Below are 18,495 nucleotides of genomic sequence, written 5' to 3' on the forward strand. Positions count from 1 at the left end.
CCGATTGTTGCAACGCAAAACGCCCGCGACACACTGCCGCGTGCGCGCGACGATCAGACCGAAACCGCCGCCTTGATATGCGGTTGCGCCTCGTAACCGTTCAGCACGAAGTCCTCGGGCTCATAGGCATCGATCGACGCCGGTCGCCGCGCGAGGGTTAACGTCGGCAACGCGGTCGGGGTGCGTGCGAGCTGCGTTTCGGCCTGCTCGAGATGGTTGAGGTACAGATGGCAATCGCCTCCGGTCCAGATGAACTCGCCGACCTCCAGATCGCATTGCTGCGCGAGCATGTGCGTGAGCAGCGCGTAGCTGGCGATGTTGAACGGCACGCCGAGGAAGATGTCCGCCGACCGCTGGTATAATTGCAACGACAGCCGCCCGTTGGCGACATGCGTCTGGAACAGGCAATGGCACGGGCTGAGCGCCATGGCGTGCAGCTCACCCGGGTTCCACGCGGTAACGATCTGTCGCCGCGACGCTGGGCGCGTGCGGATCTCGTCGATCAGCGCGGCGATCTGGTCGATGTGCCGCCCGTCCGCCGCCGCCCAGTCGCGCCATTGCTTGCCATAGACCGGGCCGAGGTCGCCGTTCGCGTCGGCCCATTCGTCCCAGATGCTGACCTTGCGCTCCTGCAGCCAGCGGACGTTGGTGTCGCCGCGCAGGAACCACAGCAGCTCGATGATGATCGAGCGCAGATGGAGCTTCTTGGTGGTGAGGACCGGGAAGCCCTGCGCCAGATCGAAACGCATCTGATGCCCGAAGACGCTGAGCGTGCCGGTGCCGGTCCGGTCGTCCTGCCGCACGCCCGAATCGAGCACGCGGCGCATGAGGTCGAGATATTGCTGCACGGTGCGGGTGGTAGCGCGCGCGGGCGGGTCGCGCCACTGTGCGACCGGTGATAAGGATGAGGCCGAATTGACGAAGAGGAGGTTCGGATGCCGGTCAAGGATCTGAAAGGCCCACCGCCGCGCGATCCGCGTGAAGAAGCGCTGATGTTCGAGAGATTCGTTCGCCTGAACCCGGAGCTGAATTGGTGGCCCCGCTGGCGCAACGGTGGTAGCGATGCTGGTGCGGTCGAGCCGACACCGGCCCGGCCGCCATCACTGGATGGTGGCGCGAATGCTGCGATGCGCGAGAGATAAGACGTCATTGCGAGCGTAGCGAAGCAATCCAGGGCGTCCTGATCCGGCCCTGGATTGCTTCGCTACGCTCGCAATGACGGACATGGGGAGCGCCTCGCTCCACCATTCCAATCGTGTACAACGAGAAGGAAGCGGGGTCCCGGATCAAGTCCGGGACGACGCAGCGGCCTTCACTTCATCCGGCACGCGACGATCTCCGCCGGATCGGGCCGCCGCCCCGCCGCGCGGAACGTCGCCAGATACCCGCCCGCCGAGCGCAACTCCCTGAATCCTACCTGCGCATAACCAACCGCCGCGAACTCGCAGCGCAGCAGCCGCGGCGGCGTCCCGTGCTGCTCGGTCGGGCGGTCGGCGTCGACCACCACCACCAGCCCGTCACGGCGCAGCGATGGCCGCATCCGCCACAGGAATTCATACGGTTGTTCGATTTCATGGTACATGTGCACCATGAAGATCCGGTCGAAGCTGTTGTCGGGCAGCCGCGGATCAGCGGACTGCCCCAGCCGCACGCTGACATTGTCCAGCCGCTCGCGCGCGACCCGCTCGGCCAACGCCTCGTGCACCGCCGGCACGACGTCCTCGGCCAGCACACGCCCGTTCTCGCCGACCCGCGCCGCCAGCCGGATCGTGTAATAGCCCTCGCCCGCACCGAGATCGGCGACGGTCATCCCCTTGCGGATATCGGCGAGGTCCATCACCCGCCCCGCCTCGCCGAGCCGGTCGCGCGTTTCCTCGTTCGACCAACGCGGCGACACGATATTCGCGATCGGGCGATCGGCGGCGGGGAACGGCCCCGGCTCCTTGGTCTTGTGCTTGATCAGCGGCTGCGACCCGTCGCACGCCGCCAGCAGCAGCAACGCCACTGCCGCGATGCGGAGCACAGGCGTGCGCCTCGCCACTTAGTCGACGTCTTCCACGACCACCGCCTCGCCGGTCACGCGCTGCGATAGCGCCGCGGCCATGAACTCGTCGAGATCGCCGTCCAGCACGTCGCCCGGCGAGGTGCTGGTCGCGCCGGTGCGCAGGTCCTTCACCAACTGATAGGGCTGGAGCACGTAGCTGCGGATCTGGTGGCCCCAGCCGATGTCGGTCTTGGTGGCGTTCTCGGCGTTGGCGACCGCCTCGCGCTCCGCTAGCTCGCGCTCGTACAGGCGCGCGCGCAGCTGGTTATAGGCCTCCGCCTTGTTCTTGTGCTGCGAGCGCTGGTTCTGGCACTGCACCACGATCCCGGTCGGCAAGTGCGTGATACGCACCGCGGAGTCGGTCGTGTTGATGTGCTGCCCGCCCGCGCCCGACGCGCGATAGGTGTCGATGCGCAGGTCGCTCTCGTTGATCTCGACCTCGATATTGTCGTCGATCACCGGATAGACCCAGACGCTCGAAAAGCTCGTGTGGCGGCGCGCGGCGCTGTCGTACGGGCTGATCCGCACCAGCCGGTGCACGCCGGACTCGACCTTCGCATAGCCATAGGCGTTCTCGCCCTTGACCAGCAGCGTCGCGCTCTTGATCCCCGCCTGCTCGCCGGCGTGATAGTCGATCAACTCGACCTTCATCCCGCGCCGCTCGGCCCAGCGCGTGTACATGCGCTGGAGCATCCCGGCCCAGTCCTGACTCTCGGTGCCGCCCGCGCCGGCGTTGATTTCGATATAGCTGTCGTTGGCGTCGGCCTCGCCCGCCAGCAACGCCTTGACCTTGTCGGCCTGCGCGCGATCGGCGAGCGTCTTGAGCGCGGCGACGCCCTCGTCGGCCATCTCGGCATCACCCTCGGCCTCGGCCATCTCGATCAGCTCGGCGGTGTCGGACAGCTCGCGCTCGATGTCGCGCGTCGCGGTGATCGCCTCGTCGAGCCGGCGACGCTCGCGCATCACCGCCTGCGCTTCCTTGGGATTGTTCCACAGCGCCTGATCCTCGACGCGCGCGTTGAGCTCGTCGAGGCGACGCAACGCGCGGTCCCAGTCGAGGAAGCGGCGCAGCAGCGCCAGCGCCTCGTTGATGCTGTCGACATGGGCCTGCGCTTCGGCGCGCATAACTTTACTCCAAGGTCACGCCGCGCCGACCAGAAGGGGAATCCCCAATCGGCACGAGCGACGCTGCGTGACCGGGGAATCCCGGCGACTGGCTGGGACGACGAAAGAACGTTCTGGCGACGACTTAGTAGATGCCCCCCTGCCTCTGCAAGAAGTCGCTGTCGCTGGCGGTGGTGCCGGTCGCGCTGGCGGTCGGCCGGGTCGAGGGGGCGGCGGACGGCGCGGCCCGGCGGGCACGGCGCGCCTCGCTCTGCGGCTTGAACGCTTCCCAGATCACTGCCGGCTTGGGATCATTGTCGGTCGGGAAGGTGCCGAACACCGGCCGCCCGCTCGCGCGGTCGATCCGCACCATGCGGATGCCCGGCGGCGCGCGGAACGGGATCGCGGGCAGCCCCGCATAAGCCTTCTGCGCCCATTCCTTGAACACCGGCACCGCCACCGTGCCGCCCTGCGCATAGCCGCCCAGGCTGCGCGGGCTGTCGAAACCCATGTAGAGTCCGGCGATCATCTGCGGCGTGCCGCCGATGAACCACACATCCGTGGGGCCATTGTTGGTGCCGGTCTTGCCGAACATCGGACGGTTCAGATCGCGCAAGCCCGTGGCGGTGCCGCGCTGGATCACGCCCTCGGTGATATGCACCATCTGATAGGCGCTCATCGCGTCGAGCACCTGTCGCCCACCGGTCGCCGGTCGCGGCATCGCGCGGCCGTTCCAGTCGCGCGCGTTACAGCCGTCGCACGCGCGCCAGTTCTCGGGCCAGATCACCTGCCCGTGCCGGTCCTGCGCGACGTCGATCAGCGACGGATCGTGCCAGCGCCCCCAGTTGGCGAGCACCCCATAGGCGTTGACCATCTTCGTCACCGTCGTCTCGCCAGCACCGAGCGCATAGGAGAGATAGGGCGAGTAATCGCCGATCCCCATCGCCTTGATGAGCTTGACGACGCGCCCCATGCCGGTCTGCGCGGCGGTGCGCACCGTCATCAGGTTGCGCGACTGTTCGATGCCCCAGCGCATCGTGTGCGGCCCCGCCCCGCGCGAATTGCCGAAGTTGCGGAAGCATTTCTGCCCCAGTCGCGCACCCTGGTCGACGCAGAACGGCCCGTCGACGATGATCGACGCCGGGGTCATGCCGTTTTCCAGCGCCGCCGAATAGACGATCGGCTTGATCGTCGAGCCCGGCTGGCGGAACGCCTGCGTCGCGCGGTTGAACGACTGGACGCTCGACTCGAAGCCGCCCTGCATCGCGAGGATGCGCCCGGTCGCGGGCTCCTGCACCACGAACCCGCCCGAGATGCGCGGGACCGAGCGGAGCGCGAACCGCCCTGCTCCCGAGGGCGCAACCGCGATGATGTCGCCGGGCTTGATCGCGGCGAAGGCGGCGCCGCCCTGATTGCGCACCGGCATCTGCGCCGCGTCGCGCGCCATCGTCCCCGTCGACCCGTCCGCGAAGCCGAGCCGCCACGCGTCGCCGTCCCGCGCGATCGCAATCGCCGCGCGCCAGTTGTCGTGGTCGAGCATGATGTTGGTGCCGATCAGCGGCCCCTGCCACCGATCGCCCTCGATCTCGACATGCCGCAACGGCCCCGACCAGCCGCGCCCCGCGTCGAACCGCAGCAGCCCGTTGCGCAGCGCCTCGGCCGCATATTGCTGGATGGTCTTGTCGAGCGAGGTGCGCACCCACAGTCCGCCGGCATAGACGCTGTGCGGTCCGTCCTCGGATTGCTCGCCGAACTTGCCGATCAGCTCGCGGCGCACTTCCTCGACGAAATAGCCACCGACACGCTCGAACTTGGGCGTGCGATGCGTGATCGCACCGATCGGCTCGGCGGCCGCCGCCTCCGCTTGGCCCGCGGTAACGAAGCCGTTCTTGACCATCTCGCGCAGCACGTAGTTACGCCGCTCCAGCGCGCGATCGGTGTCGCGGAACGGATCGTAATTCGACGGCCCCTTGGGCAGGATCGCCAGATAGGCGAGCTGCCCCAGCGACAGCTCGTTCAGTTCCTTGTCGAAATAGGCGTGGCTCGCCGCCTCGACGCCATACGCGTTACGCCCGAGGAAGATCTGGTTGAGGTACAGCTCGATGATCTGCTGCTTGGTCAGCGTCTCCTCGATCTTATACGCCAGCAACGCCTCGCGGATCTTGCGAGTCGGGGAATATTCGTTGCCTATCAGAAGGTTCTTCGCGACCTGTTGCGTGATCGTCGACCCGCCGCGCGCGCGCTGCCCGGTGCCGAACTTGCGCGCATAATCGAAGACCGCGCCCGCCAGCCCGGGAAAGTCGACGCCATGATGCTCGAAGAAGGTCTTGTCCTCGGCGGCGAGGAACGCCTTCACCAGCAGCGGCGGATATTCGTTGTACGACAGCTCGACGCGGCGTTCGCGCGCATAGGAATAGATCGGTGCGCCGTCCGCGCCACGCACGTTGGTCGGCAGCGGCGGCTCATAGGCCTTCAGCTTGTCGACCGACGGCAGGTCGCGCGCGAACACCAGCCAGAAGACGCCGAGCGCCACCACCAGCAGCGCCAGCAGATAGGTGCCCCAACGCACCCACCAGCGGCGCCACAGCGCGCGGGGAGAGATACGCCGAACAGGCACGGCAGCGGTCGGATCGGAAGCCATGTCGGTTTCGGCGTGTACGGTCTCGCCCGCCAAACGGCAACTCGCTCAGGCCGGCGCAAACAGTTTCGTGCCGACCACCCCGACGATGATCAGCGCGATGAACCCGATCTGCGCGGGCGCGAGCTTCTCGCCGAACAGGAACACGCCGAAGATCGTCACCCCGACCGCGCCCAGCCCGGTCCACACCGCATAGGCGGTGCCCGCCGGCAGCCCGCGCATCGCCATCGCCAGCAGCCCCATGTTGACGAAGCTGAGCGTGATCGGAACGGCCGAGGCCAGCCACGATCCTTGCGTGGCGGCCCATTTCAGGCTGAGCGCCCAGACGATTTCGGTGACCACGGCGACGCCGAGGATGAGCCACGCCATTGCGGGGATCTCCTTGATTGCGGGCTCGATTGAGGAAGCGCAGCGGCCGGAAACCCGTAAGAGGCGCGCGCGGCGGGTCGGTTAGGCGGTGTTTGCAGGCAAGTCCAGCCCGTACCCTCCCACCCCTTCGTGCTGAGGAGGCATCGAGCGAAGTCGAAATGCCGTCTCGAAGCACCGCGCCGCGCGCGCCCTTCGAGACGAGGCTTCGACAAGCTCAGCCTCTCCTCAGGACGAACGGAGGTGGGTGCCCAAAAGAACCTCCCCTACCGCTCCGCCATCCGCCGCGCGAAATACACGTCCACCGCGCGCCGCACGCTCTCGGCGATCTTCTCGCGCCCCTCCTTGCTGTCGAGGAACGCCGCGTCCGAGGCGGTCGAGATATAGCCGGTCTCGAACAGGATCGATGGCATGTCGGGCGCCTTGAGCACCATCAGCGAGGCGGTGCGATGAAAGTTGCTCTTGACCGGGATCAGCGGCCGCGCCTCGCGCCCCAGCAGCCGCGCGAACCCCGCGGAGGCGTTCATCGTCTCGCGCTGCGTCAGGTCGATCAGGATCGAGGAGACGTCGGGATCGCGGTCGAGCGTCACCCCCGCGATCACGTCGGCACGGTTCTCGCGCGCCGCCAGCCGCGCCGCCTCGCGATCCGACGCGACGTCGGACAAGGTATAGGCGGTCGCGCCGGTCGGCGTGCCCGTGCCGACGCTGTCGCAATGGACCGAGATGAACAGGTCCGCCTTCAGCCGCCGCGCGATCCCGAACCGTTCGCGCAGCATGATGAAGCGGTCGTCGTCCCGCGTCAGCGCCACCCGCACCCGCCCGCTATCGACCAGCGCATCGCGGATCGCGCGCGCGATCTTGAGCGTCACGTCCTTCTCGCGCAGCCCGGCGGCCGGGTTGACCGCGCCGGGATCGTTGCCGCCATGCCCGGCGTCGATCACCACCAGCGGACGCCCCGCCGCGCCGGCGATGCGCGGCAGCCGCACCCCGCGCGCCGGCGGCGGCACGCGAACCGTCACCTTGCGCGGAGTCGCGTCGCGGTGCGACTTCCACGGCAGGAAGTCGAGCTGCGGCAACGGATCGCCGCCCGCCACCGGCGCGGCAAGCGCCAGCAGCGCCGCCGCGATCGTCGCTCCCGTCCTGCCCGTCATCGCCCCCTTCCGCTACGCTGCACCCTCGTGATCGGGGCGTTAATCCGCCAATCTTCCCGCATGATTAACGCGTTTGAATCATAAAAACGACCCGGTTGAAGCGGCGACGAAGCGATGCTACGTGTCGCGATGACCGAAAATGTTGCGCGAAGGTCGCGCGACGCAGCTTTCGGTGCCACCCCCCGCCCGGCGACGTGCCGGCCCCGGGGTCATCAGGTTGACGTTCGCAATGCCGCATTCCGCCCGATCGCTGTTCCGCCCGGCCCGTGCCGGCGGCGGCACGATCGCGGACGGCCTTTCCCGCTCGATGGAGCGGGCGGCAACGCGAACCGCAGCAGACATCATCATCATCCGCGCCGCCGACCCCATCGGGCGGTCGGCCGCGCCTTATCGTCGCGCCCCTTTCCCTTTGGCGGAGGGCGGCGCGTGGAGAGTTCTCAATGACCACGCGTATGCTGATCGACGCACGCCACCGGGAAGAAACCCGCGTGGCGGTCGTCAAGGGTAACCGGATCGAGGAATTCGATTTCGAGAGTGCCGAGCGCAAGCAGCTCAAGGGTAACATCTATCTCGCCAAGGTGACGCGCGTCGAGCCGTCGTTGCAGGCGGCGTTCGTCGATTACGGCGGCAATCGCCACGGCTTCCTCGCGTTCAGCGAGATTCACCCGGATTATTACCAGATCCCCAAGGAGGATCGCGAGGCGCTGCTGCGCGAGGAGGCCGAGCACGCCGCCGAGGAAGCCGCGCTGCGCGCCGAGCAGGATGCGCTCGACGACGGCGAGTTCGGCGACGAGGAAGGCGACGACCACGACGACGCCGACCATGAGCACGCCGATCATGACGAGGACGAGGGCGACGCCCCCGCCCCGCGCCGTCGCGGCCGTTCGGGCGGCAACGACGATCAGGTCGAGGCGCTGCGCCAGCGCCGCATGAACCTGCGCCGCCGCTACAAGATCCAGGACGTCATCCACCGCCGCCAGGTGCTGCTGGTGCAGGTCGTCAAGGAAGAGCGCGGCAACAAGGGCGCGGCGCTGACCACGTACCTGTCGCTCGCCGGTCGCTATTGCGTGCTGATGCCCAACACGTCGCACGGCGGCGGGATCAGCCGCAAAATCAGCAACGCCGCCGATCGCAAGCGGCTCAAGACGATCATGGCGGACCTGCAACTGCCGTCGTCGATGGGCTGCATCGTCCGCACCGCCGGGCTCCAGCGCACCAAGAACGAGATCAAGCGCGACTTCGACTATCTCGCCCGCCTCTGGGACGAGATCCGCGAGAAGACGCTGACGTCGAGCGCGCCGGCGTTGGTCTACGGCGACAGCGACCTGATGAAGCGCGCGATCCGCGACATCTACAACAAGGACATCGACGAGGTCATCGTCGAGGGCGACGACGGCTATCGTCAGGCGCGTGAGTTCATGCGGCTGCTGATGCCGAGCCACGCCAAGAAGGTGAAGCATTACAGCGACCCGGTGCCGCTCTATCAGCGCGCCGGTGTCGAGGATCAGCTCGCCGCGATGTACCATCCGGTCGTCCAGCTCAAGTCGGGCGGCTATCTGGTCATCAACCCGACCGAGGCGCTGGTGTCGATTGACATCAACTCCGGTCGCTCGACCCGCGAGCACAATATCGAGCAGACCGCCACTGCGACCAACCTCGAAGCCGCGCAGGAAATCGCGCGGCAGCTGCGGCTGCGCGACATGGCCGGGCTGATCGTCATCGACTTCATCGACATGGATAACGGATCGAACGTCCGTAAGGTCGAGAAGGCGATGAAGGAGGCGCTCAAGAACGATCGCGCGCGCATCCAGGTCGGCCGCATCTCGGGCTTCGGCCTGATGGAGATGAGCCGCCAGCGGCTGCGCACCGGCGTGCTCGAAGCATCGACCCGCCCCTGCCCGCATTGCGAAGGCACCGGCTTCGTCCGCACTGCCTCGTCGTCGGGCCTGTCGGCACTGCGCTTGCTCGAGGACGAGGCGGCGCGCGGCCGTGGCTCAGTCCTGACGCTGCGCTGCAGCCAGGAAGCTGCCTTCTACGTGCTCAACCGCAAGCGCGCCGACATCGCCGAGATCGAGGACCGCTACGGCGTCACCGTCGAGATCATCCCCGATGGCGAGGAGGAAGGCGCACGCATGTCGGTTGAGGCCAGCGGCCCACCGCCCGCGCACCCGCCGAAGTTCGATCGTCCGATCGTCGAGGAGCCCGAGGACGATCTGGTCGAGGACGAGATCGACGAGGAGGAAGAGGCCGAGGACGAGGACACCGTCGAGCAGGTCGCCGCGCCCGAGAGCGAAGGCGGTCGCAGCGGGCGTCGTCGCCGTCGTCGCCGTGGCCGTCGCGGTCGCGACCGGGTCGAGGGTGACGAGCGGACCGACGAAACCGGCGAGGAAGAGGCTGATGAAGCCGAACCCGCCGACGCCGAGCCGGAAGCCGCGGTCGATGCCGATGCCAGCGAGGAAGCCGAGCGCGAAGGCGGTCGCCGCCGTCGTCGCGGGCGTCGCGGTCGACGCCGTGACGGCGAGCGCGGTGGCGAGCAGGCCGCCGAGCCGGCAACCGAGGCCGAGGTCGAGGTCGTCGATGACGCTGTGATCGAGCCCGAGCCGGTCGTCGTCGACGCGGTCGCGGAAGAAGCACCGGCGGTCGAAGAGCCCGCCGCGCCGAAGACGCGCCGTCGTCCCCGCGCGCGGGTCGCGGCCGAGCCGACGCCGGCCCCCGCGCCGCGCCGCGGTCGCAAGACGGCAGCCGCCGCGGCTGAAGAACCGGCTCCCGAGCCGGTCGCCGCAGCGGAACCGGTCGCCGAGGAGGCACCCGCGAAGCCGAAGCGCACCCGCCGCAAGAAGGTCGCCGAGCCGGTGGTCGAGGCGGGCGATGCCGGTCCGGTCAACGACGGCCTGCCCGCGCCCGAGCCGGTCGCCGAGGAAGCACCCGCCAAGCCGAAGCGCACGCGTCGCAAGAAGGTCGCCGAGGAAGCCGCCCCCGAGCCGGTCGCCGCGGACGAGCCGGCGGCGGAGGAGGCACCCGCGGCCGAGGAGCCGGCCGCCGACGCCGAACAGACCGCCGCCCCGCGCCGCGGCTGGTGGCAGCGCACGTTCGGCGCGTGACGCGATCGGCCGGGCTTCAGCGGCGGTTCAGTCGAACCGCCGCACAGCCCGGCCGATGAGCTTATTCCGTCTGCACCTTCATCGTCATTGCGAGCGTAGCGAAGCAATCCAGGGCGTCCTGATCCGGCGCTGGATTGCGTCGCTACGCTCGCAATGACGGGTGGAGGATGCCGGCCGATGTCTTTGCACTGCAAGACCCGCCCCTTGCGTCGCCCGATTGCCGCTCCAATAGCCGTCGCTGTGGCAACGCCGCTCTCACCCCCGTTCGTGCTGAGCCTGTCGAAGCACGTGCCCCCGGCCGCAGACCGCCTCGATAGCCTTGCCGTGCCTCCCGTCGTCATCGCGAGCGCAGCGAAGCAATCCAGAGCCGGACCAGGACGCCCTGGATTGCTTCGCTTCGCTCGCAATGACAGACCCAGGGGTTCCGGCTCCTGTCTTCATGCCCTAAGACGCCTCCCATGCGTCGCCTGATCGCTGCCGTCGCCACCACCGTCCTGCTCCTCGCGCAACCCGCGCAGGCGCAGTCGCTGCTACGTGATGCCGAAACCGAGGCGCTGCTCAAGGACATGTCCGCGCCGCTCGTCACCGCGGCGGGCCTGCGCCCCACCGACGTGTCGTTCGCGCTGGTCAACGACGATTCGATCAACGCCTTCGTCGCCGGTGGGCAGACCGTCTACATCCACACCGGGCTGCTCCAGCAAGCCGACAGCGCCAATCAGGTGCAGGGCGTCATCGCCCACGAACTCGGCCATATCGCCGACGGTCACGTCATCACCAGCGCACAGGGCCAGAAGCCCGCGATGGGCGTCTATCTGCTCTCGATGGTGCTCGGCCTCGCCGCAATGGCCGCGGGCGGCGGCGAGGCCGGCGCGGGCATCCTCGCCGCCGGGCAACAGGTAGCGATGGGCAAGTATCTCGCCTTCAGTCGCGTGCAGGAAGCAACCGCCGACGCCTCCGCGGTCCGCTACCTCGACACCGCCGGGATCACCGGCAAGGGGATGCTCGAGTTCTTCAAGAAGCTGCAACAGCAGGAATATCGCTACGGCACGAAGAACATCGATCCCTTCATGCAGTCGCACCCGCTGTCGGGCACGCGCGTCCAGACGCTGACCGCCGACGTGCAGGCGTCCAAGGCATGGAGCAAGCCGCCCAACAGCGCGCTTCAGGAGCGTTTCCTGCGCGTCCGCGCCAAGCTCGACGGCTATCTAATGCCGCCGCCGCAGGCGCTCCAGAAATATCCCGACAGCGACCAGACCGTCTACGCGCATTACGCGCGGGCCTATGCCTATCACCGCGCCGGCTATCCCGAAAAGGCCGATGCCGAGGCCGAGGCGCTGGTCGCGAAAGAGCCCAACGATCCCTATTTCCAGGAGATCATGGGGCAGATCCTTCTGGAGGCCGGCAAGCCGAAGCTGGCGCTCGCCCCGCTCAAGCGCGCGACCGAGGGCTCGCGCGCCAATCCCCTGATCGCCACCACCTATGGCCATGCGCTGATCGCGACCGAGGACCCGGCGAATTACGACGAGGCGAAGCGCGTGCTGCGCACCGCGGTGGCGCGCGACGACGAAAATCCGTTCGCATGGTTCCAGCTCGGCACCGTCTACGAACTGACCGGCGACGAGGCGCGCGCCGCGCTCGCCAGCGCCGAGCGCGCCAGCATGATGGGCGACGACCGCACCGCCGCCGACCGCGCCCGCTATGCGATGGCGGGCATTCCCAAGAACACCCCCGACTGGATCCGTGCGCAGGACATCGCGATGACCGCGCAGAATGCCGTCGACAAGAACGGAAAGAAGAAGCGCCGTTGAACCGGTTGATGGTGTTGGGTCTGGTGGCGATCGGACTGTTGTTCGGCGCCGGCGGCATGTGGCTCGCGGATCGCGCGGCGCCGGTCGGCGCGGCGGACGAGGCGCGGATCGGTCGCGTCGTGCGCGAATATGTCCTCGCGCATCCCGAATTGATCCCGGAAGCGATCGAACGACTGCAACAGCGCGACGCGACCCGCGCGATCGCCGCCAATCGCGGCGCGATCGAAGCACCTTATGGCAACGCATGGATCGGAAACCCGAACGCGGATGTCACCGTGGTCGAATATTACGACTATAACTGCGGCTTCTGCCGCGCCAGCCTGCCCACGATCGAGAAGCTGGTGGCGGCCGACAAGAACCTGCGCGTCGTCTTCAAGGAACTGCCGGTCCTCGCCGAAAGCAGCCGCACCGCCGCGCGCGCCTCGCTCGCCGCCGCATCGCAAGGCAAATTCAAGGCCTTCCACGACGCGCTCTACGCCGCCGGCCAGGTCAGCGACGCGACGATCGCGCAGGCCGCGCGCGCCAGCGGGGTCGACCTCGCAAATATGCCCGCCGACGCCGAAGAAGCACTCCGCACCAACCTCGAACTCGCGCAAAAGCTTGGCATTTCCGGCACCCCGGCGTGGGTCGTCGGCGACCAGTTGCTCAGCGGCGCGCTCCCGCTGGATCGCCTGCAGGACGCCGTGGCAAAGGCACGCGCGTCCTAAATCGCCCCCTGCCCCAACCGCCAGCGCAGCATCCGCACGAACGCCTCGGGTTCATCGAGCCGGAACGCCACGCGCACGACCGGCGTCCTGCGACGCCATGAGCGGCCCGGCAGCGGCGTGCGAAGCCGCAGCACGACGTTCGGCCACGCCAGCAACGCGGCGTTGAGCGTCGCATCCTCGCGCATTTCCTCGCCCCGCACCTCCCCGTCGACGCCCGCGATCGCCTCCAGCGGCACGAAGCGGTCGATCAGGAAACCAGCGCGTACCCGCACACCGTCGCGGGTCAGCAGCACCGGGCGGAACCGGAACGACTTGATGAGCCCCAATAGATAGACGAACCCCACGTCGCTGAGCACGAACATCACCACCGCCCCCGCCCTGCTCCAATGCGCCAGCAGCAGGTGATAGACCGCCATCTCGATCGCCGACAGGATCAGCAACGCCGCACACATCGGCGTGAGGTGACGGTGATAGGCGAACCCACGCGCGTCGGCGGGGACATCGCCGGCCCCGCCCCAGCGGAACAGCGCCATGTGCAGCACCGTCAGTTCGGCCGCCGCGAGGCGCACCAGCAACGGCGGCAACAATGCCGACGCCACCCGCTCGCACCGGTCGCGCATCCCGGCGGCCGGAGCGCGCCACGCCTGCCCCGCCGATCGTCCCGCGACCACGACATGCCCGACGACGATCGCCGCCATGATCGTCACCAGCCACGGCATCGCCCACAGCGTCGCGCGTAGCGTCGGCGGCGCGCCCGCCACGACGGTCAGACAGGCGCCCGCAACTGTCCCCAGCACCGCGCGCGCGGGTGGATTGCGCTGCGTCCGTGCGAGCAGCGCCAGCGTCATCGTGTCGGCCACGATCCACAGGAACAGCAGCAGCGCGGGCAGCGGATAGGCGGTGGCGAGCGACGTGCGTGCCGCCAGCCCTGCGCCCGCCACGACGAGGATCGGCAACACGATCGTTGCCGCACGCCTCGTTATGCTGTCGGGCGTCACCACCGTCATCCGCCACCCCCATCAGGTCACGAAACCATCATCTCCCCATAGACTTCCCGGTCGCCGCGCACCATCTGCACGCGACCGATCCGGGTCGGAACGATGCCGACCGCGCCGCGTATCGATCGGCAGCAGCAAGGGGGCGAAATGCCGGAACCGATCCTCACCGTCGCGGGTGTGTCAAAGACGTATCGCAACGGCCCGACCGCGCTCGGCACGGTCGATCTGACCGTCAATCGCGGCGAGATCTTCGCACTGCTCGGCCCCAATGGCGCGGGCAAGACGACGCTCATCAGCATCATCTGCGGCATCGTGACGCCCAGCGCCGGGACCGTCACCGTCGCCGGCCATGACGTGACGCGCGATTACAAGGCCGCACGCCGCGCGATCGGGCTGGTGCCGCAGGAACTGGCGACCGACCAGTTCGAAAGCGTGCTGGCGACCGTCACCTTCTCGCGCCGCCTGTTCGGCCGCTCGGGCCATTCCGCCTATATCGAACAGGTGTTACGTGACCTGTCGCTTTGGGAAAAGCGCCACGCCAAAATCAAGGACCTGTCGGGCGGGATGAAGCGTCGCGTGCTGATCGCCAAGGCGCTGGCGCACGAGCCGCAGATCCTGTTCCTCGACGAGCCGACCGCCGGCGTGGACGTCGCGCTGCGCCGCGACATGTGGAAGCTGGTCCACCGGCTGCGCGAACAGGGCGCGACGATCATCCTGACCACGCATTACATCGAGGAAGCCGAGGAAATGGCCGACCGCGTCGGCGTCATCACCGGCGGCAAGTTGTTGCTGGTGGAGGAAAAGAACGCGCTGATGGCCAAGCTGGGCAAGCGCCAGATGGACCTGACCCTCGTCGATCCGCTGACGACCGTCCCGGCGGCGCTGTCCGATTGGCAATTGTCGCTGGAGGATGAGGGACACAAATTGCGCTACGTCTTCGATGCCAAGGCCGAGGATACCGGCATCCCGCGCCTGCTCGAACGACTCGCGCAGGAACAGATCGCGTTTCGCGACCTGGAGACACGCAAGTCGAGTCTCGAGGACATTTTCGTCGACCTGGTGGGAGAGCGCGCATGAACCTGCACGGGATCTGGGCGATCTATCGTTTCGAGATGGCGCGGTTCGGGCGGACGATCTGGACCAGCCTCGCCACGCCGGTCATCACCACCACGCTCTATTTCATCGTCTTCGGCGCGGCGATCGGCTCGCAGATGCGCGGCGTCGACGGTGTCAGCTATGGCGCGTTCATCGTGCCGGGGCTGATGCTGCTGACGATCTTTTCGGAGAGCATCTTCAACGCCAGCCTCGGCATCTACATGCCGAAGTTCACCGGCACGATCTATGAATTGCTGTCCGCGCCGCTATCCCCGGTGGAAACCGTGCTCGGCTATGTCGGTGCCGCCGCCACCAAGTCGATGGTGATCGCGATGGTGATCTTCGCCACCGCGCATCTCTTCGTCGACCTGCACGTCGCGCATCCCTTGCTGATGCTGCTCTACCTGCTGCTGGTCACCGCCAGCTTCGCCTTGTTCGGCTTCTGCCTCGGCATCTGGGCGAACGGGTTCGAGCAATTGCAGATCATCCCGCTGCTCGTCGTCACGCCACTGACCTTCCTTGGCGGTGCCTTCTACTCGCTCGACGTGCTGCCCGAACCGTGGCGGACGGTGACGCTGTTCAACCCGGTCGCCTATCTCATCAACGGCTTCCGCTGGACCTTCTTCGGGCAGAGCGACGTATCGTTCGCGCTATGCGTCACGGTGACGCTGGGGTTCGCGGCGCTGTGCCTCGCCGCGGTGATCACGATCTTCCGCACCGGCTGGCGCTTGAAAAGCTGATCTTACCCGCGGCTCGTCATCGCGAGCGTAGCGGAGCAATGACGGGCGAGCTTCTCCGTGAACCTTGCTCCTACTTGCTTACTGCCGCTGCAGGCACCGGCCGCTGGCACGGCGGGTTCGGCCCCGCAAACGCCGCAAAGTCACCGAAGTCGCTGCCTTTCGCCGCGACGTCCACCGTCGGCTTGCCGCGGCTTTCGAACACATAGGCCTTGTTGTTGTCGAACGTCGCAATCGCGTCGTTCAGCGCGCGCGCCTGCGTGGCGCTGATCTCGCGAACGTCGGTCCGGCGGGTTCTGGTGACGTGCACGACGTCATTCTCGAACGTTGCGATCCGCCAATAGGTCACCCCGCCCAGCGTGCGATCGACCGGCTTCGACGAAAAGCTCCAGCGAAAGCCCTTGTCCGCCGCCGGCACCTTCACCGTGGCCGAATGACAGGTGAAGCTCGGATAGTCGGTCGCCCAGGGCGCATCCTGTGGCTGATCCTTCGGCCGCTTCAGCTCACTGGGCGGCGTATAACCGCCGTAGTAAACGTAATGCGTGCGCCCTTGCTTGGCATCGCCGTCCCATTCGACCTTTCCGGTTCCGGTCATCGCCAGCACGAGCAGGCGATGATCGTCGTCGAATTTCCATGTCGTCGTCGTCGGCTCGACATCGGGAAGCTGCTGACGCCAATAGGCCGCAACCGCACGCTGCGCATCGGCATCGGCCATCCCGGCCAGTTGCGCGCGGATCGTGAAGATCTCGTCGCCGCGCAGAACATGCTGCGCGCGATAGAGGCCCGGCTTGTCGAAACCGGCGCTGGCGTCGATGTCGATCGCCTCGATCCGCTGCGGCAGGCGCGGCGGGACCGCCGGCAGTGCCTCGAGCGGTGCCCCCGTGTCACGCACCGGCAACCCCCAGCGCGACGCCGGCGGCGGCAAGTCCGCGAGCCGGCGGTCGCCCAGCCGTGTCGCATCCAGCCAATAGGAAGCGTCGCCCGCCGTCGCGCGGACGATGACGTGATCGAAGGCGCCCGGCGCCGGCAGCCGTTCGTCGATCCCGTCGCCACCATTGCTCGCCACCAGCACCGGCTCGGCCGCAATCCCCAGTTCGCGCAGCAGCGCGATCAGCAACACCGTCTTCGCCTTGCAATCGCCGAACCGCCGCTGCCACGTGTCGTCCGCCGCGGCGGGGCGGTAATTGCCCCCGTCCAGCCCGACATAGACGTAGCGGACACGATCCTCGACGATGCGCAGCGCCGCCTCGATCCGGCGCGCCGGATCGCTCGTCTCCGCCGCGATCCGTGCCGCTTCCTGTTTCACCGGCGATGCTGCGGCCAGCGTCGCGGCGCGCGCGAACAGCGGCGCGAACAGTCGCGAGACACTGCGCCAGTCGTCATAACCGCTATATTGCACCAGCCGCGTCGTCGCATAGCGCAGCGGCGCCTGCTCCGGCAGCACCGCGCTCGCCGGATCCGACAACAGGTAACGCCGGTCGATCAGCGCTCCATGCTCCTCGATGCTGGGTGCGGGCAGATCGCCGATCGACTTGATGTTCACGGTCTGCTGCTTCGGATAAAGCAGGCGGTACCGCCACGATCCGCGCATCCCCATCAACGGGAATTGAATGCCGCCCTGCGGTCGTTCGCCCCAAGCCGCATCGCGCGATGTGCGCGTGAAGGCGAAGTCGAGTTCGTCGCCCACTTGCAGCCCGTTGGCCTGCAGCGCCGCCGTCAACTGCCCGTCGAGCATCGATTGTTCGAGATTGCTCTCGCGTTGCAGAATGGAGAATTTCTGCGTCGCCAGCACGTCGATCGGCTTGCCATCGCGGATGATCTGCAAGCGGTGAACCGTCACCACGTCGCTGTCCGGCGACCAGGCGACCGTGACATTGCCCAGCGCCAGCGCCTCGGGCGCCAGCACCTTGATGCGATAGGCTTCGAACGATTCGCTACCGCCCGGCACGAACCGCACCTGCTGATCGACATAGACGACGCGCATCGGCGCGCCCGGCGGCACCGGCGCGGTGCTCGCGGGTGGCGAGGCGATCAGCCATTCCGGCGCCGGCGCGTATCGCACATCGCGTACCGCCTCCTTCGCCTGCCCCGCCGCTGCCGACGACACCACCAACGCGGCGCATACAGCGCCCCCCGCCAAGAACCGATTCACCAACGCCCCCTGCCCCTTTCGCGTCAGTGTAGAAGCTGTCCCCCGCCGCGCAACTCGCTTGATCGCTTGCGGGTCAGTCGACGCGCAGCGTGTCGTAAACCGTCACCTTGCGCCACAGCGGCTCGCAGTCCGCGACGAACTGGCGGTGAATCGGATGGTCCTGATACGCCTTCTGGTCGGGCACGCTGTCGAAGAACATCAGCTCCGAGACTTGATAACTGCCGTCGACCACGTCGCGCGCCTCGGTGTCGGCGGGCACGCCGATGTGGAGCGCGCGGATCACCGGGATCGCCGCCAGCGTGCGCAACCCGGCGATCAACCGGTCACGATCGGCGGTCGAAGTGGGATTCTTCAGCCAGAAGAACACATGGTGCACCACCTTGGCCGGCACCGGCGCGGCCGCTGCCTGTGCCTCGCTGCCCGACAAGGCACCCGCCATCCCTGCGCCGCCGATCGCCATCATCGCCATCATCTCCCTGCGTCCTGCATCCACGACCTGTCTCCCTCGCGTCGCGGGCGGATGTGCCTTGCGCGGCAAGGACTTGCCAGCCCCAAATAGTCGTACGGCGCGGCAGGATCGCTCCTGCCGCGCCG

14 protein-coding genes and 1 pseudogene are annotated in these 18,495 nt (G+C 67.7%); 6 read left to right on the plus strand and 9 right to left on the minus strand.

All coding sequences use genetic code 11. The features are described from left to right. Nucleotides 1-53: 53 nt before the first annotated feature. Complete coding sequence (locus PGN16_RS08180; protein ID WP_335308920.1) at nt 54-848, minus strand: thymidylate synthase; 795 nt, start codon at nt 846-848, stop codon at nt 54-56. 87 nt (nt 849-935) lie between these two features. Between PGN16_RS08180 and PGN16_RS08185 the strand changes: the two genes are divergently transcribed. Further along, the gene (locus PGN16_RS08185) at nt 936-1,142 is read left to right on the plus strand and encodes a hypothetical protein (protein WP_335308921.1); all 207 of its coding nucleotides are present in this window, start codon (nt 936-938) and stop codon (nt 1,140-1,142) included. Between the two features lie 170 nt (nt 1,143-1,312). Here PGN16_RS08185 and PGN16_RS08190 read toward each other — a convergent pair whose 3' ends face one another. The 5 genes and pseudogenes from PGN16_RS08190 to PGN16_RS08210 all read right to left on the minus strand — a co-directional run. Further along, the gene (locus PGN16_RS08190; protein WP_335308922.1) at nt 1,313-2,023 is read right to left on the minus strand and encodes a class I SAM-dependent methyltransferase; all 711 of its coding nucleotides are present in this window, start codon (nt 2,021-2,023) and stop codon (nt 1,313-1,315) included. A gap of 18 nt (nt 2,024-2,041) precedes the next feature. Then, nucleotides 2,042-3,169, minus strand: a complete 1,128-nt coding sequence (gene prfB / locus PGN16_RS08195; RefSeq protein WP_335308923.1) for a peptide chain release factor 2 — start codon at nt 3,167-3,169, stop codon at nt 2,042-2,044. A gap of 124 nt (nt 3,170-3,293) precedes the next feature. Next, nucleotides 3,294-5,789 (minus strand): penicillin-binding protein 1A, encoded by a 2,496-nt coding sequence (locus PGN16_RS08200; RefSeq protein WP_335308924.1) that lies wholly within the window; start codon nt 5,787-5,789, stop codon nt 3,294-3,296. Nucleotides 5,790-5,834: 45 nt separating this feature from the next. After that, nucleotides 5,835-6,155: a DMT family transporter gene (locus tag PGN16_RS08205; protein ID WP_028965514.1), complete on the minus strand. Its 321-nt coding sequence runs from the start codon at nt 6,153-6,155 to the stop codon at nt 5,835-5,837. Nucleotides 6,156-6,418: 263 nt separating this feature from the next. Further along, a pseudogene (locus PGN16_RS08210) lies at nt 6,419-7,174 on the minus strand (N-acetylmuramoyl-L-alanine amidase family protein); the annotation flags it as partial. A 581-nt stretch (nt 7,175-7,755) separates the two neighbouring features. On the opposite strand from PGN16_RS08210, the gene PGN16_RS08215 reads away from it, so the two are divergent. From PGN16_RS08215 to PGN16_RS08225, 3 genes are all read left to right on the plus strand, one after another. Further along, on the plus strand, nt 7,756-10,404 hold the full coding sequence (locus tag PGN16_RS08215) for an Rne/Rng family ribonuclease (RefSeq protein WP_335308959.1): 2,649 nt from the start codon (nt 7,756-7,758) through the stop codon (nt 10,402-10,404). A gap of 458 nt (nt 10,405-10,862) precedes the next feature. Beyond that, entirely contained in the window at nt 10,863-12,212 is a 1,350-nt protein-coding gene (locus tag PGN16_RS08220) for a M48 family metalloprotease (RefSeq protein WP_335308925.1), read from the plus strand. Beyond that, complete coding sequence (locus PGN16_RS08225; protein WP_335308926.1) at nt 12,209-12,919, plus strand: DsbA family protein; 711 nt, start codon at nt 12,209-12,211, stop codon at nt 12,917-12,919. Before PGN16_RS08220 ends, PGN16_RS08225 begins: the two co-directional genes overlap by 4 nt. On the opposite strand, the gene PGN16_RS08230 is transcribed toward PGN16_RS08225, so the two are convergent. Beyond that, nucleotides 12,916-13,926, minus strand: a complete 1,011-nt coding sequence (locus PGN16_RS08230; RefSeq protein WP_335308927.1) for a hypothetical protein — start codon at nt 13,924-13,926, stop codon at nt 12,916-12,918. The genes PGN16_RS08225 and PGN16_RS08230 overlap by 4 nt on opposite strands. Nucleotides 13,927-14,064: 138 nt before the next feature. Here PGN16_RS08230 and PGN16_RS08235 point away from each other — a divergent pair, with 138 nt between their 5' ends. Further along, the gene (locus tag PGN16_RS08235) at nt 14,065-14,994 is read left to right on the plus strand and encodes an ABC transporter ATP-binding protein (RefSeq protein WP_335308928.1); all 930 of its coding nucleotides are present in this window, start codon (nt 14,065-14,067) and stop codon (nt 14,992-14,994) included. Continuing rightward, nucleotides 14,991-15,752 (plus strand): ABC transporter permease, encoded by a 762-nt coding sequence (locus PGN16_RS08240; protein ID WP_335308929.1) that lies wholly within the window; start codon nt 14,991-14,993, stop codon nt 15,750-15,752. The genes PGN16_RS08235 and PGN16_RS08240 overlap by 4 nt, the downstream gene beginning before the upstream one ends. 70 nt (nt 15,753-15,822) lie before the next feature. On the opposite strand, the gene PGN16_RS08245 is transcribed toward PGN16_RS08240, so the two are convergent. Next, nucleotides 15,823-17,901 (minus strand): DUF3857 domain-containing transglutaminase family protein, encoded by a 2,079-nt coding sequence (locus PGN16_RS08245; protein WP_335308930.1) that lies wholly within the window; start codon nt 17,899-17,901, stop codon nt 15,823-15,825. Between the two features lie 73 nt (nt 17,902-17,974). Beyond that, nucleotides 17,975-18,394: a Dabb family protein gene (locus PGN16_RS08250; RefSeq protein ID WP_335308931.1), complete on the minus strand. Its 420-nt coding sequence runs from the start codon at nt 18,392-18,394 to the stop codon at nt 17,975-17,977. Nucleotides 18,395-18,495 lie beyond the last annotated feature (101 nt).

This window comes from Sphingomonas phyllosphaerae, from assembly GCF_036946485.1.
GTDB classification, from domain to species: Bacteria; Pseudomonadota; Alphaproteobacteria; order Sphingomonadales; family Sphingomonadaceae; genus Sphingomonas; species Sphingomonas phyllosphaerae_E.